Source organism: Cupriavidus sp. UBA2010, from assembly GCF_002335265.1.
In the GTDB taxonomy this organism is placed as follows: domain Bacteria; phylum Pseudomonadota; class Gammaproteobacteria; order Burkholderiales; family Burkholderiaceae; genus Cupriavidus; species Cupriavidus metallidurans.
This window is the reverse complement of sequence record NZ_DDCI01000015.1, coordinates 1-21,323: the sequence shown is the minus strand read 5'-3', so window position 1 is coordinate 21,323 and position 21,323 is coordinate 1. Positions and strand designations below refer to the sequence as shown.

21 protein-coding genes are annotated in these 21,323 nt (G+C 64.4%); 13 read left to right on the top strand and 8 right to left on the bottom strand.

The features are described from left to right. Nucleotide 1 precedes the first annotated feature (1 nt). The 4 genes from B2246_RS11080 to B2246_RS11065 form a co-directional block, all read right to left on the bottom strand. On the bottom strand, nucleotides 2–934 hold the full coding sequence (locus B2246_RS11080) for a carbohydrate ABC transporter permease (protein ID WP_035881206.1): 933 nt from the start codon (nucleotides 932–934) through the stop codon (nucleotides 2–4). Next, on the bottom strand, nucleotides 931–1,968 hold the full coding sequence (locus tag B2246_RS11075) for an ABC transporter ATP-binding protein (protein ID WP_008645819.1): 1,038 nt from the start codon (nucleotides 1,966–1,968) through the stop codon (nucleotides 931–933). Before B2246_RS11075 ends, B2246_RS11080 begins: the two co-directional genes overlap by 4 nt. Before the next feature lie 19 nt (nucleotides 1,969–1,987). Then, nucleotides 1,988–3,382, bottom strand: a complete 1,395-nt coding sequence (locus tag B2246_RS11070; RefSeq protein WP_008645817.1) for an ABC transporter substrate-binding protein — start codon at nucleotides 3,380–3,382, stop codon at nucleotides 1,988–1,990. Nucleotides 3,383–3,568: 186 nt separating this feature from the next. Next, nucleotides 3,569–4,228, bottom strand: coding sequence for a methyltransferase family protein (locus B2246_RS11065; RefSeq protein ID WP_286882298.1), 660 nt, complete (start codon nucleotides 4,226–4,228; stop codon nucleotides 3,569–3,571). A gap of 151 nt (nucleotides 4,229–4,379) precedes the next feature. On the opposite strand from B2246_RS11065, the gene B2246_RS11060 reads away from it, so the two are divergent. The 9 genes from B2246_RS11060 to B2246_RS11020 all read left to right on the top strand — a co-directional run bounded on the left by B2246_RS11060 (nucleotide 4,380) and on the right by B2246_RS11020 (nucleotide 13,029). Continuing rightward, complete coding sequence (locus tag B2246_RS11060; protein ID WP_008645810.1) at nucleotides 4,380–4,703, top strand: nucleotide pyrophosphohydrolase; 324 nt, start codon at nucleotides 4,380–4,382, stop codon at nucleotides 4,701–4,703. Between the two features lie 131 nt (nucleotides 4,704–4,834). Further along, nucleotides 4,835–5,785: a DUF72 domain-containing protein gene (locus B2246_RS11055; protein ID WP_286882299.1), complete on the top strand. Its 951-nt coding sequence runs from the start codon at nucleotides 4,835–4,837 to the stop codon at nucleotides 5,783–5,785. 13 nt (nucleotides 5,786–5,798) lie between these two features. Next, complete coding sequence (locus B2246_RS11050; RefSeq protein ID WP_286882300.1) at nucleotides 5,799–6,482, top strand: DEAD/DEAH box helicase; 684 nt, start codon at nucleotides 5,799–5,801, stop codon at nucleotides 6,480–6,482. Nucleotides 6,483–6,682: 200 nt separating this feature from the next. Then, the gene (locus B2246_RS11045; RefSeq protein WP_008645806.1) at nucleotides 6,683–7,123 is read left to right on the top strand and encodes a CBS domain-containing protein; all 441 of its coding nucleotides are present in this window, start codon (nucleotides 6,683–6,685) and stop codon (nucleotides 7,121–7,123) included. A 302-nt stretch (nucleotides 7,124–7,425) separates the two neighbouring features. Next, the gene (locus B2246_RS11040) at nucleotides 7,426–8,916 is read left to right on the top strand and encodes an MDR family MFS transporter (protein WP_017514028.1); all 1,491 of its coding nucleotides are present in this window, start codon (nucleotides 7,426–7,428) and stop codon (nucleotides 8,914–8,916) included. Between the two features lie 110 nt (nucleotides 8,917–9,026). Next, complete coding sequence (locus B2246_RS11035; RefSeq protein ID WP_008645142.1) at nucleotides 9,027–9,653, top strand: glutathione peroxidase; 627 nt, start codon at nucleotides 9,027–9,029, stop codon at nucleotides 9,651–9,653. 152 nt (nucleotides 9,654–9,805) lie between these two features. Continuing rightward, the gene (locus B2246_RS11030; RefSeq protein ID WP_286882301.1) at nucleotides 9,806–10,588 is read left to right on the top strand and encodes an MBL fold metallo-hydrolase; all 783 of its coding nucleotides are present in this window, start codon (nucleotides 9,806–9,808) and stop codon (nucleotides 10,586–10,588) included. Nucleotides 10,589–10,653: 65 nt separating this feature from the next. Then, nucleotides 10,654–11,520 carry a fumarylacetoacetate hydrolase family protein gene (locus tag B2246_RS11025; RefSeq protein WP_008645139.1) on the top strand — a complete coding sequence of 289 codons (867 nt, stop codon included), beginning with the start codon at nucleotides 10,654–10,656 and terminating at the stop codon, nucleotides 11,518–11,520. 231 nt (nucleotides 11,521–11,751) lie between these two features. Then, the gene (locus B2246_RS11020) at nucleotides 11,752–13,029 is read left to right on the top strand and encodes a M20 aminoacylase family protein (RefSeq protein ID WP_008645138.1); all 1,278 of its coding nucleotides are present in this window, start codon (nucleotides 11,752–11,754) and stop codon (nucleotides 13,027–13,029) included. Between the two features lie 23 nt (nucleotides 13,030–13,052). Here the strand turns inward: B2246_RS11020 and B2246_RS11015 are convergent, their stop codons facing one another. After that, nucleotides 13,053–13,871: an AraC family transcriptional regulator gene (locus tag B2246_RS11015; RefSeq protein ID WP_008645135.1), complete on the bottom strand. Its 819-nt coding sequence runs from the start codon at nucleotides 13,869–13,871 to the stop codon at nucleotides 13,053–13,055. Nucleotides 13,872–14,011: 140 nt separating this feature from the next. On the opposite strand from B2246_RS11015, the gene B2246_RS11010 reads away from it, so the two are divergent. Beyond that, a complete protein-coding gene (locus tag B2246_RS11010) occupies nucleotides 14,012–15,226 on the top strand; it encodes an MFS transporter (RefSeq protein ID WP_008645133.1) in 1,215 nt (404 codons plus the stop codon). 62 nt (nucleotides 15,227–15,288) lie between these two features. Here the strand turns inward: B2246_RS11010 and B2246_RS11005 are convergent, their stop codons facing one another. Further along, entirely contained in the window at nucleotides 15,289–16,605 is a 1,317-nt protein-coding gene (locus B2246_RS11005; RefSeq protein WP_008645131.1) for a M20/M25/M40 family metallo-hydrolase, read from the bottom strand. A gap of 220 nt (nucleotides 16,606–16,825) precedes the next feature. On the opposite strand from B2246_RS11005, the gene B2246_RS11000 reads away from it, so the two are divergent. Both B2246_RS11000 and B2246_RS10995 read left to right on the top strand, forming a co-directional pair. Further along, nucleotides 16,826–17,089: a hypothetical protein gene (locus tag B2246_RS11000; protein WP_008645129.1), complete on the top strand. Its 264-nt coding sequence runs from the start codon at nucleotides 16,826–16,828 to the stop codon at nucleotides 17,087–17,089. 139 nt (nucleotides 17,090–17,228) lie between these two features. Then, on the top strand, nucleotides 17,229–18,221 hold the full coding sequence (locus tag B2246_RS10995) for a Bug family tripartite tricarboxylate transporter substrate binding protein (RefSeq protein WP_008645128.1): 993 nt from the start codon (nucleotides 17,229–17,231) through the stop codon (nucleotides 18,219–18,221). A gap of 103 nt (nucleotides 18,222–18,324) precedes the next feature. Here B2246_RS10995 and B2246_RS10990 read toward each other — a convergent pair whose 3' ends face one another. Then, a complete protein-coding gene (locus B2246_RS10990) occupies nucleotides 18,325–19,047 on the bottom strand; it encodes a response regulator transcription factor (protein WP_008645126.1) in 723 nt (240 codons plus the stop codon). A 185-nt stretch (nucleotides 19,048–19,232) separates the two neighbouring features. Between B2246_RS10990 and B2246_RS10985 the strand changes: the two genes are divergently transcribed. Beyond that, nucleotides 19,233–20,045 (top strand): response regulator transcription factor, encoded by an 813-nt coding sequence (locus tag B2246_RS10985; protein WP_040010988.1) that lies wholly within the window; start codon nucleotides 19,233–19,235, stop codon nucleotides 20,043–20,045. A 12-nt stretch (nucleotides 20,046–20,057) separates the two neighbouring features. Here B2246_RS10985 and B2246_RS10980 read toward each other — a convergent pair whose 3' ends face one another. Next, a complete protein-coding gene (locus tag B2246_RS10980; protein WP_008645123.1) occupies nucleotides 20,058–21,182 on the bottom strand; it encodes a porin in 1,125 nt (374 codons plus the stop codon). Between the last annotated feature and the right edge of the window lie 141 nt (nucleotides 21,183–21,323).

The following is a 21,323-nucleotide window of genomic DNA, read 5'->3' as shown; positions in this document are numbered from 1 at the left end:
GTCACGTCACCTCGGAACGATGCGCCACCGTCAGCAGCAACGTGACGACTGCCACCAGCAGTGGAAACAGGAAAAGCGAGATCGCCGCGCCTTCAGCCAGGTCACCGCCTTGTATGCCTGTAAAGAAGGCCAGGCTGGCCAGCACCTGGGTCGTATCGTAGGGGCCGCCGCGCGTGAGCACATAGATGATGACCATGTCGGTCAGCGTGAAGACGATGCCGAACAACATCGCCACCAGCATGACCGGCATCAGCAACGGCACGTCGATCCGGAACAGCCGCCGCCAGAAGCCTGCGCCATCCATGGCAGCGGCATCGTGCAGATCCTGCGGGATGCCTTGCATCCCGGCCAGGATGATGACGGTGGCCAGTGGCAGCAAACGCCAGACATCCACCAGAATTACGGACGCCATCGCCAGATCAGGCTGGCCAAGCCAGATCGGCCACATGTTCGGGCCGAAAAGGCCGATCGCGCGTAACGTCCAGTTGATGATGCTGTAGACCGGGTCGAAGATCCACAACCAGCCAATCGATCCCAGCGAAATTGGCGCCACCCATGGCAGCAGGATCAGCAGTCGCACGAGCCACTTGCCGGGGAAGTCACGCACCAACGCCAGCGCCAGCGCCTTGGCGAGCACGACTACCAGCGCTTGCGAGACCAGCGTGAACACCAACGCATTGCGCAGCGACTGCCAGAACGTCGGGTTCGCCACCACGCTCCGGAAATTCTCCAGCCCGATGAAATGCGGCATCGGACTTCCGACGGTGACATCGGTCAGGCTGTACCAGATCGATAGCAGGAAAGGAAAGCCAAGCAGCAGCGCGATATAGATGACCGCAGGCGCGAGCATCATGGCGCCTAGCCGGCGGTCATCATGCGGCGTATCCGACGTCTCGTGATCCGGTCTGCCAAGGGTGGCCGATAGCGCGCTCATGTCACGCCTTCCGCCACGCTCAGGCTTGTGCCGCTGCTCGTGTCGAAGCGGTGCAGATCGGCACGGCGCACGGCGAATATGTGACGCGTGCCAGGTTGCGGTGACACGTTCACCGTGCACGGTATCCGGGAGATGACTTTTACGGGCGGCTGCGGTGGCGCCAGCACGCCGTACACGAGGCGGTCCGCGCCCAGGTTCTCGATGCGGGTGATGTCCAACGGAAACCGCTCCAGCGATGCATCGGCGGTGAAGACGTCCTCGGGCAAGAAGTGCTCGGGTCGGAAGCCGATCTCCATGCCGTCCCTGGCAACGAGATTCATGGGAGGTGACCCGATGAACGTGGCGACGAACCGATCGACAGGATGCGCATACACGCGCTGCGGCGTGTCGAGTTGACGTATGCCGCCGTGATCGAGCACGGCCACGCGATCCCCCAGTGCCAGCGCCTCCACCTGATCGTGGGTCACGTAGATCGTCGTGGTGCCGAGGCGGCGTTGGAGTTGCTGCAGTTCCTCTCGCGCCGAAGCACGGAGCTTGGCGTCGAGATTCGATAGCGGTTCATCGAGCAGGAATGCAACGGGGTCGCGCACGACAGCACGCGCAAGCGCCACGCGCTGACGTTCGCCGCCCGAGAGCTGACGTGGTTTCCGCGCGAGAAGATGCCCAATGCCGAACAGCGAGGCAGCCCACTCGACCTTGCCGTCGATCTTGTCGCGCGCCATATGCCGGGCCTGCAGCGGAAAGGCGATATTGCCCGCTACGGTCAGATGCGGATACAGCGCGTAACTCTGGAAAACCATCGCCATGTTGTGCGCGCGCGGCGGGAGCCCCGTGACGATGCGCCCGCTCACCAGGACATCGCCGGAGGTTGGCGTCTCGAGTCCCGCGATCATGCGCAGCAGCGTCGTCTTGCCCGAGCCGGATGGGCCCAGCAGCACCAGGAACTCGTGCTCGCGCACGGCGAGGTCGATGGCGTCGACGGCGGTGGTGCTGTCGTAACGCTTGGTCAGCGAGCGTGTTTCCACTGTGGCCATGATGATTGCGCACGCGAGGCTATACCAGCCCCCTGGCCTTCCATTTTGCGAAGATCCGCTTGCAGGCGTTCTCGGCATCGCGGATGGCGTCCTCCGGTGACGCGTCGCCGGTTGCGGCGCGGGCGAACATCGTGTTGAGGACCCACGTGTTGAAGATCTCGTCGATAGCGGCGTTGGCGTATCCGGGGTAGCCCACGTTGGTGGCCTGTTCCATCAGCACGCCCAGCACCTTGTACTTGTCATGGGGCGTGGCCTTGGCGTCCGCCGCGATCATCGTCTTGAGGTCGGGCACGGTGCTCGGGAAGCAGGGGAAGTTGTAGAACTCGCTGCCAACGAAGCCATCGCGAAAGTTGTCGATGTAGTCGACGAGGAACTGCTTCGCGCCGGCAATGTTCTCGGCGAATTTCCAGATCACGTAGCAGTCCATCACGTGCTCCAGGCAGATGCGTTGCGCGGGGCCGCGCAGTGCCTGCGTCAGCCAGATGTCGGGCGTGACCGGGATCTGCTTGTTTTCGCCTTCGCGCGTGATCGAGATGGCGTTCAGACAGAGCGAGATCTTGCCGGCCAACATGGCCCGGTTGTTCGAGGATGGATCCCAGGCCAGTACTTCGGGCGTCATGGTGTCGCGGTACAGCGCCCGCACGTACTTGACGGCCTCGAGCGTGCCGGGCGAGTTCAGCACGACATTGCCGCGCATGTCCTGCACGGCGCCACCGAATGCATAGAGGATCGTGCGCATGGCCATGGCGGTATCGAGTTCCGCGGAGAGGCCGATGCCCACCGGCACGCCCTTCGCCTGCTTGATCTTGCGCCCGGCGGTCAGCACGTCGTCCCAGCTATCGGGAGGCTTCGCGCCGATGGCATCCCACAGGTCCTTGCGGTAATTGACCGGGTCCGGTACGAAGCTGTCGGAGAAGGCGAAGTACTTGCGGGTCTTCGGGTTGTAGGTACTGCGAACCGCCAGTTCCACGGGCTTGCCATGCTTGCGCTGGCATTCCTCGTAGATGTCGCGATGATCGATGACCTGGTCCTCATACACCGGCGGAGGCGACAGGAACATGAAGAGATCGTGTCCCTTCTGGGCCGACACTTCGGCAGCGGCACGCGTGGCCAGCGCAGGAATGCCGACGTGATCGACGATGACTTCCGTATCGTGGCGCTGGCCCCATTCCTTCACATACGTGTTGTCGAACCACTTGTCGTAGCCCGGCACGAAATGGTTCCACTGAAGAATCCTGAGCGTATGCCTGGCCGCCGCGTGCGCGGCACCGGGGCGCGCCAGCGGTGCCAGGCCCGTGGCCAGTGCGGCGGCGGCCGCGGCTTGCATGACGTGGCGACGCTGCGGACTGGTGACGGAAGCATTGCCACCGCTGGGCCGGGTACGGAGCCCGGCAACGGGCGTGGTGTTCTTCATGAGAGCCTCGCAAACATGATGAGAGCCTCATGTGCTCTGTTTGCGTGGCTACTGGGCAGGGTGGCTACGCGCCGGGGCGCATGTGCCTATTTTTCAAGCATAGGCCCGTGGGCGGGAAATTCAATCACGGTGTGATGCCAAGGGCTTGATTCGATTGGATTCCCGCCACGTGATCCGCGTGCGGGCCTAGTACAAGCCCGGCAACATGCGCCACGTACGTGCGCAGTACTGTTCGTATTCGACCCCGAACTGGCTCCGCAACAGCGCTTCCTCTGCCCGGATGCGGGCGACAAGCGGCGGGAGCATCAGCAGGGCCAGCAGCACGCCCGCCCATGAGCGGAACACCAGTCCCCATCCCAGCGAACTGATCACGAAGCCCACATAGCTTGGATTGCGAATCACGCTGTAGATGCCCGTCGTGACCAGTGTATGTCCGGGCTGGATCGCCACGAGCCCGCTGAAACGCCGGCCCAGCACGAAGACGGGCCAGAGCCGCAGCGCGCCGCCGGCGACAAACAGGAACAGGCCGATCCAGCGAATCGTATTGCCGTCGATCGACCAAACGTCGAGGCGGTCCGTATAGGCAGGCAGGAATCCCGCGAGCAGGCTGAGCACGCTGAATGCCACCAGTACCCATCGGTTATCGCGGTCCTCGCGTTCGCCAGCGCTGATATTGCCGCCGGAGAAGATGGCGATGACCGCCATCACCAACGTCGCGACGACTGCCAGCGTGCGCGCGGTATCGGCGAAGTACGCCGCGATACCACCCCATCCGAGCACGGGCAACGCCAGGTACGCGATGGCGCCCGCGATGGTGATGATCGCCATTTTTGGCGTGGGACGCATGAGTGCCTCCGTTTGCAGTGGGCTTCACATGCGAGCCTATGCCTCGCGCGCGGCGCTGTCGAGTGGCGGTATGTGGCAGCGTGTGGGGGCATCCGGCTGCCGTTCGGTGTGACAATACGTGCCTGTCAGCGACATCCACATTGCATCCACAATGGCTCTCATCGATATCAGCAATCTCCAGCAAGCGGCGGCCGCCTTCGGCGAGGCCCGGGGCTGGGGCAAGTATCACAGCCCGAAGAACCTCGCGATGGCGCTCAGCGTCGAAGTGGCCGAACTGGTGGAGATCTTCCAGTGGCAAACCGAAGAGGAATCGCGCGGGATCATGTCGACCGACGAGCGCGCGCACGTCGAACAGGAACTGGCCGATATCACCATCTACCTGACGCAGCTCGTGACCGCGCTTGGCGTCGATCTCGACGCGGCGGTGCAGGCGAAGATGGAGATGAACGCACGCAAGTATCCCGCGCCAAAGTAAGGCCGGAGACGAGCAGGAGGGCTGCGCAGCCCTCGCCCACTGGCGCGTTTCGACTCACATGTCCGCGGGCTTCCGCCACGCCGCTCAAATCCGGCTAGACTTGCTCCACCAATCCTCGCGGAGATCAGGTCATGGCGGTTACCAGACAGGGCAAGTCGGCGAGCAACATCCATATCGGCATCGGCGGCTGGAACTATGCGCCGTGGCGCGACAACTTCTATCCGACGGGGCTCGCGCAGGCACGCGAGCTGGAATATGCAAGCCGGCATCTGACCGCGATCGAGATCAACAGCACGTACCACGGCACGCAGAAGCGCACGTCGTTTGCGAACTGGCGCGATGCCACGCCCGATGGCTTCGTCTTCTCGGTCAAGGCTTCGCGCTTTGCGACCAATCGCCGCGTGCTGGCCGAAGGGAGCGATTCGATCAGCCGGTTCATCGACAGCGGCATTGCCGAATTGCGCGAGAAGCTGGGGCCGGTCGTCTGGCAGTTCGCGCCGACCAAGCAGTTCGTGGCCGACGATTTCGAGGCCTTCCTGAACCTGTTGCCGACCTCGGTGGAGGGTGTGAAGCTGCGGCACGTGATAGAGGTGCGTCACGAGAGCTTCATGTGCGACGCGTACCTGAGGCTGGCGCGCAAGTTCAAGGCGGCCACCGTCTTCACCGACTCACCGAAGTTTCCGTCGTTCGCGGATCTCACTTCGGACTTCGTGTACGCGCGGCTGATGAACGCCGACGAGAAGGTCGCGACGGGCTATGCGCCGAAGGCGCTGGACCAATGGGCGAAGCGGGCATCGGCATGGGCTGGTGGCAAGGCACCGGACGACCTGCCGCGTGTGGAAGACGATCCCGCTGGCAAGCTCAAGCCGAAGGAAGTGTTCCTGTTCTTCATCAACGGTGCGAAGGAGCGCGCGCCGGCTGCGGCTGGCGCATTGCTTGAGAGGCTTGGCTGGGTGCCGACCGAGACAGTGCCGATGAAGGCTTCAACGCCGAAGCCGCCTGCCGCGAAGAAGACCGCGGCGGTCAAGACGGTGACCAGGAAACCGGCGGCCACGAAAACCGTGGCGCGAAAGATTGCATGACGGTGTTTCTGCCATGCGCGTCACCAAGTTCTCCGCATCGATGCCGATTTCGACCGGCACGCCGTTTTCCGCGCTTCCGCTGACACCTGCTTTGCAGGTGACGCTGACGGAACTCGGATGGCACGCCATCAATCCGCTTCAGGCGGCCGTGCTGCCAGAGGCGCTGGCCGGCCGCGACCTCATCGTGCAGGCGCCTCCCGGCAGTGGGCGTACCGTGGCCTTCACCGTTGCCCTGCTCCATCGTCTCGATCCGCGCCGGTTCGATGTGCAGGCGCTGGTGCTCTGCCCGACGCGCGAGCGCGTGCAGCATGTTGCCCAGCGCATCAGGGACTGCGTGCGCGCCGCCCGGCACGTGAAGGTCGTGGCGCTGATGCATGGCGCGGCCATGCGTCCGCAGATCGACAGTCTGATCCACGGCGCGCACGTCGTGGTCGGCACACCGGGCAGGGTTGTCGACCACCTGGATGCCGGCAGCCTCGATCTGCGCGCGATCGGCATCCTGGTGATCGACGACGCTGAATCGATGCTCGACCTCGGACTTGTCGACGATGTCGGCTTTGCGGCGAGCCGATGTCCGAAGAGCCGGCAGACGCTGTTGTTTTCCACCTCGTTCGATAGCGACCTGGATCCCGAGGTGGCGCGGTTCTCAAGGCTCTGGCTCAGGAAGCCACGACACATCGTTCACTTGCCGGATTGATGCCGGATTGATGCCGGGGTGCGTGCCCCCTTCCGCTGCGCGTTTTGCGCGAAACAAAGATTCGTGAAAGTCACCCTGTGAGTGCCGCGATTCCTTTGCTAATCTGAATGGACGCAGCCGGACGCACGTTGCGCAGTGCCGCTGGCGCGGCCCGCACAGGGCAGTGAATGTTTCCAAAACGGCAACAAGGAGTCGGTGTCATGAAAACCGCGCGGCAGGTTCTGGAAAGCAAGGCAAATCAGGCGATCTTCAGCATTCCTCCCACGGCGACGGTCTATGCTGCGCTGCAACTCATGGCCGAGAAGGGCATTGGTGCCCTGCTGGTGATGGAGCAGCAGAAGATCGTCGGCATCATCAGCGAACGGGATTACGCGCGCAAAGTGATCCTGATGCAACGCACATCGCGCGAGACCCTGGTGCGCGAAATCATGACCTCAGCGGTGATCTATGTCCGGGCTGACCAGACCACCGACGAGTGCATGGCGTTGATGACCCGGCATCGCTTGCGTCACTTGCCAGTGATGAATAGCGATCAACTGCTCGGCATGATCTCGATCGGTGACCTCGTGAACGACATCATCAGCGAGCAGCGCTTCACTATCGAGCAACTGGAGCACTACATCCACGGAGGCTCGCGCTAAGCGGTCTGTTTTCGCGCCGATCGCACGGCGATCGGCCGCGATCTCCGGGTAACGTCAAATGTGATGCGAGGGCGGCCGCAGGCCGGCTTTCGCCTGTCCGGTATTCGGACAATTCCGTCAGCGCCAAATGCTAAGCATGCATATAATTATGCGGTTACTGAATTAGGCCGCATATACCGACTTGCGGCCGCACCCTCCCTCCCCGCATGTCGTCGACCGCCCCCGCCAGCCAGTCCACCGCAGAGGCCCTAGAGGCCACAACTTCCCTCCCCCAAGCCGCCGTTCACGATCACGCGTCGATCATGCGTGTGATCGGTGGCATCGTGCTGTGCATTCTGCTCGCGGCGCTCGACCAGACCGTGGTGATCCCGGCCGTGCCGGCGATCGCAAACGATCTCAACGGATTTGGGCACCTGTCGTGGATCGTGACCGCGTACCTGATCGTGTCGACGGTGACCACGCCGCTGTACGGCAAGCTGTCGGACAGTTTCGGGCGTCGCCGTCTGCTGATGGTGGCGATTTCGCTGTTCATCCTGGCCTCGGTGGCCTGCGCGCTGGCGCAGACGCTGCCGCAGCTGATCCTGTTTCGCGCGCTGCAGGGCCTCGGCGGTGGCGGCCTGATGTCGCTGGCGCAGGCGGCCATTGCCGACGTGGTGGCGCCGCGCGAGCGTGGCCGCTATCAGGGCTATCTGGCCACGGTCTGGGCGATCTCGTCGATCGCGGGGCCGCTGGTAGGCGGCTGGGTGTCCGATCACATGTCGTGGCGCTGGCTGTTCTGGATCAACGTGCCGCTCGGCCTGCTGGCCATGACCATGTGCTATCGCGGGCTCGCGCATCTGAAGCCGCGCGGCGGCCGGCCCCAGGTCGATTGGCTAGGCGCCCTGCTCCTGGCCGTGGCCATTGTCGCGTTCCTGCTTGCCATGAGCTGGGGCGGCGAGGCGTTCGCCTGGATCTCGCCCGAGATGGCCGCCCTGCTGGCGCTCTCGCTGGTGGCCGTGCTGTTGCTGGCCTGGCAGGAGCGCCGCGCCGCCGACCCGATGCTGCCGCCGCGCCTGTTCCGCAATCGCGCCTATGTGATGGGCGTGGGCGCATCGGCGCTGGCCGCGCTCAATATCTTCCTGTGCATCTTCGCCCTGCCCCTGCACTTTCAGCTCGTGCGTGACGCTGATGCGTCGATGTCGGGCCTGCTGGTGGTGCCGTTCCTGCTGGCGACCGTCGCCGGCAACTTCGTGGTGGCATGGCTCGCGCCGCGACTGGGCCGTATGCGCGTCATCCTGACCATCGGCTTCGTTGCCGCGGCGGTCGGGCTGGTCTCGCTGGCCGCCGTGACCGTCGCCGTGCCGACCTTCTTCGTTCTGCTGGCGATGACGATCGGCGGTATCGGCCTGGGTATGGCGATGGTTGGCACGCTGATCAGCGTGCAGAACGCGCTGGAGCGCCGTGACATGGGCGCGGGCACCGGCGCCTTGCTCGTGCTGCGCTCGCTCGGCAGCTCGATCGGCGGCGCGCTGGCCGGCACGCTGCTGGCCATGGAGTTTCGCGACGCGCTGGCCCGGGCCGGCGTCACGCAGGCGCTGGACCTTGGCGCACTGCGGCATGGCAGCGAGGCGCTGGCGCACCTGTCGCCAGCCGTGCGCCATGTGCTGGCTGGCGGCGTGGAATCGGGCTTTCATCTGATTTTTGCGGCCGGCGCGGTGGCCACGATCATCGCGCTGCTGATCGTGCGTCGGATGCCGGATCTGGAACTGCGCAGCAGTGTGACCGAGCACGCGGCCAAGATCCACATGGAATAAGGACGTCAAACCAGGGAAGAGGCCGGGTGTGCCCGAATGACGTGAATCGGCCGAGAGCGTAGACTTCCTTGCACCTAAAGTTACTCCTCAAGCCACCGGAGCCCCGATTCATGTCCCGCCAACGTACCCTGGAATCCGTGCAACGAACCGCTCTGGCTGGCGCGCTGACGCTGGCCGCCGCCGTGGCAGTCATGCTGCCGCCACCTGCTCGCGCCGCCGAAAAGGCCGTGCCGGCGGCCGCGCAGCCGGCGGGCAATTGCCCGGCGTCGCTGAACTTCCGCTTCCCGCGGCTCCAGGACGAATCGCCGCAGAACCTGTGCCAGTACGCTGGCAAGGTGGTGCTGGTGGTGAACACGGCCAGCTATTGCGGCTTCACGCCGCAGTACGAGGGCCTTGAGGCGCTCTACGCCAAGTACCGCGAACGCGGGCTGGTGGTGCTCGGTTTCCCGTCCAACGATTTCTCCCAGGAACCCGGCTCGTCCAAGGACATTGCGGACTTTTGCTACAACACCTACGGGGTCAAGTTCCCGATGCTCGGCAAGAGCCATGTGCGCGGCAGCGATGCCAATCCGATGTACGCACTGCTGGCCCAGGAGACGGGCACTGCGCCGAAGTGGAACTTCTACAAGTACCTGATCGACCGCAAGGGGCAGGTCATCGGCAGCTACAACAGCATGGTCAAGCCGGACGACAAGCAGTTTGTCTCGAAGATCGAGGAGCTGCTGAACGCGCGCTGATGCGCGGCTTGCCCCGCAGCGTGTCCATGCGGCTGTCGTTTTCGTAGCTTGTTTCTGCCATAGTTTGATCGTCATCAATAAAGAAACGCCTACGTCTCATTACTTTCGCCCCTAGCCATTTACAACAGAACAAGAGCGGCGAGAGAGGGATCATGAGTAACGTGTTGTACGAAGCGGGCGGGCATGTCTGTCTGGCATTCACGGATCTGGTCGACGAGGGTCAAGGCGACGTCGTCCAGAGCAACCAGTTTCTGGTGGTCGACAACGGCCATGCGGCGTTGATCGATCCGGGCGGAAACATGACCTACAGTGAGCTGTATCTGACGATCAGCCGCTATTTCCCACCCAAGCAGCTTGACTACGTGCTGGCGTCCCATGCGGACCCGGACATCGTCGCTTCGGTGGGGCGCTGGCTGACATCGTCGGACAGCCGCGTGCTGATCTCGCAGGTCTGGGCACGCTTTCTGCCGCATTTCTGCCAGGCAGGCAAAACGGCGGGGCGCATCGTGACCATCCCGGATGCTGGCATGGTGATACCGCTTGGCAACAATCACCTGATCGCGGTGCCCGCGCACTTCCTCCATTCCGAAGGCAATTTCCAGTTCTACGACCCGGTCAGCAAGATCCTGTTCTCGGGCGACCTTGGGGCCACGATGACGTCGGGGACGGAAGCCGGCACCGTGGTGACCGATTTCGATGCCCACGCCCGCCGGATGCTGGCGTTCCATCGCCGCTATATGAGCGGCAACCGGGCGTGCCGGCTCTGGGCCGCGATGGCGCGGACCATGGATATCGAGTGGATCGTGCCGCAGCACGGGCCCTCGTTCCGGGGCCGCGAGATGGTCAAGCGCTTCATCGACTGGATCGACCAGTTGCAGTGCGGGCTGGATCTGCTCGAGCCCGCCCACTACCGTGTGCCGTCGATGCTGGGCTGAACGGGCAGGGGTCTCGCGCTTGCGCTATGCTCGCGGGCTGGTGCTACCGCAAGGAGACGAGACCCATGAAACTAGTCCGCATTGGAGAACCCGGCGCCGAGCGCCCCGGCATGTTGGACAGCGACGGCCGCGTGCGCGACCTGTCCGGCGTGATCGACAACATCGGCCCGCAGGAACTGGCGCCCGGCGTGCTGGCCCGTCTGGCGACCATCGACCCCGCCACGCTGCCGGTGGTGGAAGGCGGACGCTTCGGCGTGCCCTGGAGCGGCGTTGGCAAGATCGTTGCCATCGGCCTGAACTACGCCGACCACGCCGCCGAAGCCGGCATGCCGCTGCCGACCGAGCCGATCGTGTTCCTGAAGGCCAACACGTCGCTGAACGGCCCGAACGACAACGTGATGTTGCCGCTCGATTCACAGAAATCGGACTGGGAAGTGGAACTGGGCGTGGTGATTGGCACCCGGGCCCGGAATGTGTGGAAGGAGCAGGCGCTCGACTATGTGGCCGGCTACTGCGTGGTCAATGATGTCTCCGAGCGCGAATTCCAGCTCGAACGCGGCGGCACGTGGGACAAGGGCAAGGGCTGCGACACCTTCTGTCCGGCGGGCCCGTGGCTGGTCACGCGTGACGAGGTGCCCGACCCGCAAAAGCTGGGGATGTGGCTCGACGTCAATGGCGAGCGCATGCAGAAGGGCAGCACGGCCACCATGGTTTTCGATGTGGCGACGATCGTCAGCTACGTCAGCCGCTTCATGACGCTGGAGCCCGGCGACCTGATCGCCACCGGCACGCCGCCAGGTGTCGGCATGGGCTTCAAGCCGCCGCGCTACCTGCGTGCCGGCGACGTGATGCGCCTGGGCGTCGAGGGGCTTGGCGAGCAGTCCCAGAACGTCGTGGCCTACGTCGGGCGCGGTGGCGCAATACGAATCTAGGCGGATTCGGACGGATCCAGGCAGGGCGGTTGGGTGCCCGCGGCGACATCGGCGCGGGTTCCCAACGGAAACGTCTTCACACAAATCGTCGCAGTTCCACACAAAGCGTCCGATCAGGGCAACAGTTTTGCCGTGATTCCGGGCGTTTTCGCACGAAATCAGCATTCCAGGTTTTCTTCCTTGGGATGCGTGAAATACTGTTCATACATGTCTGCCGTTTAGAGCACTGCCATGTCTGAACACGCCCCCGAAATCGAAGACCCCGACATCGACGCCCCTGAAGTCGCATCGATCCTCAAGTCCGTCTCCGTCCGCCTCGCCAAGGATTCCCCCACCCGGTCCTTCTGCACCCTGCACGACACGCTCGACTCGCGTGACGAACTGCAGGACATCCGCCGCCATATCCACCAGCATCCCGAGCTTGCCTTCAACGAGGTCCACACGGCCGAACTCGTCGCCAGCAAGCTGGAGAACTGGGGCTACACGGTCACACGTGGCGTGGGCGGTACCGGCGTGGTGGCCTCGCTGCGAGTGGGCGCGGGGCAACGCAGCGTCGGCATTCGCGCCGACATGGATGCATTGCCGATCCACGAGCGGTCGGGCTTGCCCTATGCCAGCGTGCACGACGGCAAGATGCACGCGTGTGGCCATGACGGCCACACCGCCGTACTGCTGGGTGCCGCGCGACAACTGGCACGTACCCGGCAATTCGATGGCACCGTGCACCTGATCTTCCAGCCGGCCGAGGAGATCGGGGCGGGCGGTGGCGCGGAACGGATGCTGGCCGACGGCCTGTTCGAACGCTTTCCGTGCGATGCGATCTTTGGCCTGCACAACCATCCGGGTGCCGAGGCCGGTACCTTCATGTTCCGTTCGGGCCCGTTCATGGCCGCGTGCGACACCGTTGCGATCACCATCCGCGGGAAGGGTGGCCATGCCGCGCGGCCGCATCAGTCGATCGATCCGATCCTGGTCGCGGGCAGCCTGGTCATGGCGCTGCAGTCCATCGTGGCGCGCAACGTCGATCCGAACGAGACTGCCGTGGTGACCATCGGCACACTGCACGCCGGCCACGCGCCCAATGTGATTCCCGATAGCGCGCGCATGGAACTCAGCGTGCGCTCATTCAGTGCGGATGTGCGGGCATCCATGGAAACGCGCATCAAGCAGCTTGCCACGTCACACGCCGAGGGCTATGGCGCAACGGCCGATATCGAGTACGTGCGTGGCTATCCGGTGCTGGTCAACAGCGAAGCGGAGACCGAGTTCGCACGCCAGGTGGCCGAGGAACTGGTGGGCCCCGAACGTGCGATCGCGAATTTCCACCGCATCGCCGGCAGCGAGGACTTCGCTTACTTCCTGCAGCAGCGGCCCGGATGTTTCGTCCGGATGGGCAATGGGGTCAACCAGCCGCTGCTTCACAACGCCGGCTACGACTTCAACGACGACAACCTGACCGTCGGGGCGGCCTACTGGACGCGGCTGGTCGAGCGCTACCTTGCCGGGTAGGACAGGGCGACAGGACGACAGGACTATTTGAAGAAAGCGCTCGGCGGCACGCCGAACTGCCGCCGGAACATCGTCGCGAAGGCGCTCGGGCTGCCATAGCCCATGTCGAGCGCCACATCCACCACCTTGTCGCCTGCCGCCAGCCGCTCCAGCGCGGCCAGCAGCCGTGCCTGCTGGCGCCACTGGCCGAACGTCATCCCGGTCTCGCGCGCGAATCGGCGCTGAATGGTCTTGGGATCCACGCCAAGCCTGTCGCCCCAGTCAGCCAGCGTCAGGCCAGAGTCGGGGCTATCGGTGATCTGCTCGCAGATCACGCGCAGGTCCCTGTCCGTCGGGCGCGGCAGGTGGAGCGGCAGTGTGGGTACCAGCGTGACTTCATCGAGCAGCAATTGCATCAGCCGGGATTCGCGCGAGTCGGGCGAATAGGGCAGGGGAATGTCGATCGCGGCCAGGATCAACTCGCGCAGCAGCGGAGAAATACCGAGTACGGTACAGCGCGTGGGCAGGTTCGGCGCGGCGTCGGGGCGGATGTAGGCCGTGCGCATCTGCACGTGCCCGACCATGCGGATCCAGTGCACGGTGCCCCCGGGCATCCACATGCCGCGTGTCGGCGGCACGATCCACTGTCCCTCGGACGTAGACACCACCATCACCCCGTGCACGGCATGGATGAGTTGCGCGTGCGGGTGCTGGTGGGGCTTGGTGACGTGGGTCGGCAGGTAGTCCGCCGCCATGGCCGCCACGGGCATCGGGCCGCGATCGTACTGGAGGTAGGCGGGCTGTTCCGAGTAGGTATCGGGCCGCCCGTCGGCATGGGCAGCGTTCGGCGCTTCGGCTGGCATGTCCTTTTCTCCAAAGTTACGGCCTCATTCTCGCAGGACAGGCGGCAGTTTGCCAATTAGCATCGTCACACTTCCCGGCCGCGCGCTGTTCGGGCGCCCGGGCTTTTGCCAAGCATGACTGGCCAATGCGCCCCCGCACCATGAGCACAACCATCCATCCGGCCCATCCGGCCGACCGTGAGGAAGGCACACGCTTCCGCGTGCTGTACGCGATCAGTTTCGCGCACTTCCTCAACGACATGATCCAGTCGCTGATCCTGGCCATCTATCCGATGCTCAAGGGCGGCTTCAACCTGAGCTTCACGCAGATCGGCCTGCTGACGCTGACGTATCAGGTCACGGCGTCGCTACTGCAGCCGGTGGTCGGCCTGTACACGGACAAGCATCCGAAGCCGCATTCGCTCGCCATCGGCATGGGATTCACGCTGTGCGGCCTGTTGCTGCTGTCAGTGGCCCCGACCTATGGCGTGCTGCTGGTTGCCGCAGCGCTGGTGGGAACCGGTTCGTCGATCTTCCACCCGGAATCGTCGCGCGTGGCGCGGCTGGCGTCGGGCGGGCAGCACGGTCTGGCCCAGTCGATCTTCCAGGTGGGCGGTAACGGCGGCAGCGCGATGGGTCCGCTGCTGGCGGCGTGGATCGTTCACTCGCAGGGCAGCGTGGCTTGGTTCTCGCTGGCCGCGCTGCTGGCCATCACCGTGCTGTGGCAGATCGGCGGCTGGTACGGCCGGCACCTGGCCGAGCGCGCCGCGAAGAAGAAGGGCGCCGGCGTCGTGGTCAACAAGCTGCCGAAGTCGACAGTGGTGCGCGCCATCGTGGTGCTGCTGCTGCTGATCTTCTCCAAGTACTTCTACATGGCCAGCCTGAACACGTACTACACGTTCTACCTGATGGAGAAGTTCGGCCTGGCGCGTCAGACCTCGCAGATCTACCTGTTCCTGTTCCTGTTCGCCGTAGCGGCGGGCACGATCATGGGCGGGCCGATCGGTGACCGCATCGGCCGCAAGCGCGTGATCTGGGCGTCGATCCTGGGCGTGGCGCCGTTCACGCTGATGCTGCCCCATGCCAACCTGTTCTGGACTGCCGTGCTGTCCGTGGTGATCGGCTTCATCCTGGCCTCGGCCTTCTCGGCCATCCTGGTGTTCGCGCAGGAACTGATCCCGGGCAAGGTGGGCATGGTGTCCGGGCTGTTCTTCGGGTTTGCCTTCGGCATGGGCGGCATCGGCGCCGCGGTGCTCGGTCGGCTGGCCGATGTGCACGGCATCGAGACCGTGTACCAGCTTTGCGCGTTCCTGCCATTGCTGGGCCTGCTCGCGGTATTCCTGCCGGACTTGCGCGAGAGAGCGAAAGCGGCTTGAACGGCTGATGGTTTTAACCCCCTCCCGCCACAGCGGGAGGGGGAGTCACTTCCCTCCCTCGATCACTTTCCCGTCTTGTCCTGCGAGACATCCATGATCATCCGCGTCAGCAGATACAGACGCGGCGTGACCGAGTTCAAGTCCACATACTCCGCATCGTTCGAATGCGCGCCGAAGCCGCGCAGGCCGAAGCGTTCGATCACCGGTGCCTTGGTTGCGGCCGCCGCAAATGCCGCATCGGTGCCGCCGCCTTCGGCGGTGTCATAAACAGCCAGCTTCTCGCCGATTTCGGCATAAATGCCCTGCGCGTGCGCGGCCAGCGCACGGGATGCCGGGGTGGCTTCCAGTGGTGGGCGACGGCGCTCGAACTTCACTTCGACCTTCGTGTCGGGAATCAGCTTCTTCTGAATCCGCTCCTGCAGCGTGCGCTCCAGGCCGTCGTAGTCGGCGGTGCGCAGCACGCGCACATCGGCCTGCGCGGTGGCCACGGCCGGAATCACGTTGCGGTTGGTGCCGGCGTGGGACAGGGTCCAGTTGACCTTGAGGCCGGTGTCCGGGTTGGACAGGTCGCGCATCTGCAGGATCTGGTGCGATAGCTCGTAGAGCGCATTACGCCCCAGTTCCGGCGAGCTTCCCGCGTGGGAGGATTTGCCGTCGACCTTGAGCGAGATGGCGCCGATACCGCTCGTGGCCAGCGAGAGCCGGTCGCCGGTGACGCGCGAGGCTTCGCACGAGAATACGGCATCCTGCTCCGCGCCCAGCTTCGTCAACGTGGCGCGCGCGCCCGGCGAGCTGATCTCCTCGTCGCCGTTGATCAGCACGGTCAGCGTGCCATAGTCCTTGAACTTCATCTTCTGCAGGATGGCCACGGTATGCAGGATCACCGCCACGCCGTTCTTGTCGTCGGCAATGCCCAGGCCGTAGGCGCGATCCCCGTCGACGCGGAAGGGCTGCTGCGCGAGCATTCCGCGCAGGTACACCGTGTCCATGTGCGCGATCAGCATGATCTTGCGCTGGCCAGTGCCCTTGAACTGCGCCATGACCATCTTGCCGACCTTCGGCGGGGTGTCCTCCATGCGATAGACGTCGGTTGGCTCGATCAGCTTCGCGTCGCCGCCGAGCGCGGCCAGGCGGTCGCGAATCAGGTTGGCGATGCGGTCCAGGCCTTCGATATCCTTGCTGCCGGACTCGATCGATACCAGGTCCTTGAGCGTGTCGATCAGCGCGGGCTTTTCCTGCTGCGCAAGCTGAAAGGCCGGCTGCACGGGCTCGGCCTGGGCCGGCAGGGCGCAGATCGCGCCGGCCAGCGCCAGCGCGGCGGGCAAGAGGGCCAGGCGGGCCAGGCGGGTACGCAGGGCAGGATGAGGGGCAGCGTGCATGACGGGAACACTCCTTGTGGTGTCTTCTGTGCGGAAAGTTGGAATGTTGCGGAATCGGGGCGCCGCGGTAAAGGCCCTGGCGTGGGTCTCGTCACGATTCACGCTCAGTCCGCGCATCCTGTCGCGCGGGCGCTGCAGACATTGGTCATCCTGGCATCGAATTTGCGGCATCATGGCGGTCATGAAGTCCGCCGTACTCCAGCCCTCCGGGACCCCCGTCATGCCTGACGCCGTGCCTTCCCATGCGCCAGCGCGCCCTGCCTGTGCCCATTGCCTGGCACTGGCCGACGATCCGCGCCGGCGCGAACCCCATCCCTGCCTGGCCCTGCACAATACGGCGCCGCTGGTCAGCCAGAGCGCGGCCGGCGTGCCGTTCAGCATGTTGTCGTTCAGGTGCCGGGAATGCGGTACCGCATGGCGGCTCTATGACCGGGCCAACGAGCTATTCGTGTCGTGGGTGCCTGAGCATCCGCTGGTGCGATAACCGCTCGCCCGTTTCAGGGGCGCGGGCCGGATCGGCTAAGATGGCGGCAATTCGGACGCGGCCATGCATTGCCCGCCACGTCCCGCCAAATCCGCAGATTCCCGCTAATTTCCCGCCAATTTCCCGCTCAAGCCCGATCATGGTCGCCTTCCGATCCCTGCCGCTGCACGCCGCGTTTATCGCGGCCGCTGCCCTGACCGCCTCTATCTCCGCCCCGGCCTTCGCCGCGGACAACTATCCGAGCCGCCCGATCCGCATGATCGTTGCCTATCCGACCGGCGGCATCAGCGACGCCGTGGCGCGCGCGCTGGGCGAAAAGCTCTCGGTGCAGATGGGCACCTCGGTGGTGGTCGAGAACAAGGCCGGAGCGGGTGGCAGCATCGGCATCGACGCCGTGGCCAAAGCCGCGCCGGATGGCTACACGGTCGGTTTCTCGTCGACCAGCCCGCTGACGCTCAATCCGCACGTGGGCCACGTCAACTACGACCCGCAGCACGACGTGGCGCCGGTGATGAGCGTGATGTACTCGCCGGTGCTCGTGGTCGCCACGCCGAGCTTCTCCGGCAAATCGTTTCAGGACCTGATCGCGCAGGCCAAGGCCAAGCCCGGCTCGGTGCGCTGGGCCACGTCTGGCCTTGGCACGGTGGGCCATGTGATGCTCGAGCAGATCAAGGCCAAGTCGAAGACGGAACTGACGATGATCCCGTACAAGGGTGCCGGCCAGCAGATGAATGACGCGCTCGGCGGGCAGTTCGAGGTGATGAGCACCAACGCCAGCCCCATGCTGACGCAGCACATGCAGGCCGGGCGTCTACGCGCCATCGCCGTGGGCGCGCCGAAGCGCATCGATTCGCTGCCCAATGTGCCGACCATGGACGAGCTGGGCTATCCCAAGGCCAACCTGACTTCGACGTTCGGGATCTTCGCGCCGGGCAAGACGCCGCCGGCCATCATCAACAAGCTCAATGCGGAACTGAACAAGGCGCTGGCCGAGCCCGACGTGCGCGACCGCCTGCTGCGCGGCGGCGAGGTGCCCACGGGTGGATCGGCGGCACAGTTCGGCGCGGCCATTCGCGCCGAGTCGGCGGAGAACGCGCGCATCGTCAAGGAAGCGGGCATCAAGATCGATTGAGATGGACTCCGCTCAGCGGAAGACGGCTGCCTTATCAACCTCAGCCACCTCATCCGTCTCATAGGGCAGCCAATGACGGCCGGTCGCGTGTCGCGACGGCTGTCTATATCGGGTCCAGGCGGCTCCCGAGCCGATAGACCGATCGCAGCATGATGCCGTTGAACGGCCAGAGCGCGAGTTTGGTGCGTACCCGCGACAGGTGGCTGTCAATGGTGCGCGCCTGCTCCATGATGCCGGTGGCAGGCCAAACGTGCTCGATCATCGCGCGGCGCGTCACCAGCGCGCCAAGGTTGCGAAACAGCAGCAGCGCCAGCGCGTATTCCTTGGGCGACAGGGCCACGGTCATGCTGTTGACCCACACGCGGTGCTCCGCTACCGCAAAGCGGAACACGCCGCAGACGAGTTGATCGGAAGTGTTCCCTAGCGCGCCAGGCGGCACGGTGGCAACCGTCATGCCGGGCATCGCTGCCCGCCGGGTCAATGCCTCGATGCGGGCCCGCAGCTCATCGCATCGCGCGGGCTGCGGCACGTACGCATCCGCGCCAGCCGCGAGGCAGCCCACGACCACTTCCTCCGCATCGCTCTGGCCCAGCATCATCACCGGCATTCCGTGTCCCAGCGTGCGCCGCACCCAATCGAGCAGATCGTCGGCGTTGGTGCCGGCCACGTCCCGGTCCAGCAGCAGCAGATCGAACGGCTCGCGACGCATGGCCTCGATCATCGGCTGGCTGCTGCGAAATCGCGCAAGCGTGTGTCCGCCGGGATGCAACGCTCGCTCCAGCACGATGGCGCGGACGGGGTCGTCTTCGAGCGCGGCGATTCTCAAGGTGCGTTTCCTTCCTGATCAGGTCAGATGTTCCGGGTCATGGTAGGCCGATGCGCGCACCAAACGAAAGTAAACATTTGTGGCCGATGCAGAAAATGAGCATCGTCTTATAGGGTTCTCTCGCTCACACGCCTCTAATGGTCGTCAGCGATTTCACTGGACGCTCCACTTGGGCGCGACGACGCATGACAAGGATGGGACTGAGGGTTGCCTCGCTGGAGGACGACGCTGCCGAGGCCGCGAGGATTCGCGAGATCGTGACGGCGGAAGGGCATGAGTGCGTGACGTTCGCCGATGGCAGGCGCATGCTGGTCACGTTGCGCAAGGTCACGTTCGACCTGTTGCTGCTTGACTGGCACGTGCCAAATGTCTCGGGCCGGGAAGTACTGGACTGGGCGCGCGCGCACCTGGACCCGCGCATACCGGTGATGTTCCTGACCCGGCGCGACGCCGAGGCGGACATTGTCGCAACGTTGAGTGCTGGCGCCGACGACTATATGGTCAAGCCGATCCGGCCGCGCGAACTCGGCGCGCGCATCGCAGCGCTGCTGCGGCGAGCGTACCCGGACTCCCGCCAGCCAGACGATGGACGGCTGACCTGGGGTTGTTTCAGCTTTGACACCGTGACGCGCGACGCCACGTGCCACGGGCAGGAGGTACGGCTGACGCCGAAGGAGTTCGAAGTCGCGCTGCTCCTGTTCCGTAATGAGGGCCGCGCCGTGCCGCGCGAATACATGCTTGCGGCGATCTGGGGCAAGGAGCTGCCGCCGCTGTCACGCACCATCGACACCCATGTCTCGCGTGTGCGTACCAAGCTCGGCCTGTGGGAGCACAACGGCGTGCGGCTCCAGCCGCTCTACACGCATGGCTATCGCCTGGAACTGCTGACGACGTCGGGGATGGCGCCACCGCCAACATCACAGCCAACTCCACCGTCGACTCCATCTCCGCCTTCGCAAAAAAAGAAAGGCACCCGAAGGTGCCTTTCTGCCAACTGATCAAACCAGCAATCAGAAGATGTGGCGGATGCCAGCACCGAAGCTGGTCTGGTTGTTGCGGCCCGGCAGTTCGGTCGTGGTGGCGCCCGAAACCTTGTTGAAGTCCGCAGCACCATAGACTTGCGTGCGCTTCGACAGCGAGTACTCGGCGATCAGCGCGGCCGTGTAGCGGCGGCCGTTGTTGTCGGCGATACCGTTCTTGTTTTCGACGTAGTCGGCGTAGAACGCACCGGTCAGCGCCAGGGCCGGAGTGGCTTGGTAGGTCGCGCCGATGTAGCCCAGCGTGTCCTTGCGCGGATTGGCGTTCGCAGCAGCCGTACCGACGGTGTTCGGAGCCGGGTTGGCGTTCGTCGTGACGACGGCGGCGTTGTTCAGGATGTTGTCCATCAGGCCGGTGTGGTCGCGACCACCGATGTAGCCCAGGAACAGCTTTGCCGGTCCGATCGAGTACTTACCAGCAGCGCCCCACATTTGCTGCTTGTTGCCATTGGCGTCGCGGATTTCCTGGTACACGCCACCCACGCCGAACGGGCCGTAGTTGTAGGCTGCGCGCACGCCGAAGTACGGCGTGTTGATGCCGGCGCCCGAACCGCTAGCCTTCGTGAAGCTGCCCGGGGTTTCGCCGAAGCCGTAGCTTGCGCCGAAATCAAAACCGCTGAACGAACCGCCGTAGCTGACCACGTTGTTGCGACGGAGCTGCGTCAGGCTGTAATACATCCACGAGTTGCCGGTGTAGTTACCGATGGTCAGCGGATCGTAGTCGCCGAAGAAATTAAACCCTTCGGTGTACTGGCGACCCAGCTTCACGGCGCCGAAATCACCAGCCAGGCCAACGTAGGCTTGACGGTTGAAGATCTGGCCCGACGAGCTCATCGTGCCGTTGGGCACGTTGAAGCCGTTTTCCAGCTGGAAGATGGCCTTCAGGTTGTTACCCAGGGCTTCGGCGCCCTTCAGGCCCCAGCGGCTTTGCGTGATGGCACCATTGTCCATCGCGAGTTGGCCGTGGTTGTTGGCATCGGCGTTGGTCGTGTAGTGGATGCTGGCGTCGGCAATGCCGTACAGCGTGACCGACGTTTGCGCGTAGGCGCCGCCGGCAAACAGCGAACCGAGTGCGAGGGTCAGTAGCGATTTCTTCATGGTGCTCCTTTTCTGTCTTGTGGTTGTCCGCTGCCGGATCACGGCGCGTCCATTTGAATAACGTTTGCTGTAAACGCCGCGAAAATTTAACAAAAGGCGGATCGTTCGGACATAAAATGTAGCGGCAAAGTTGTAATGTCC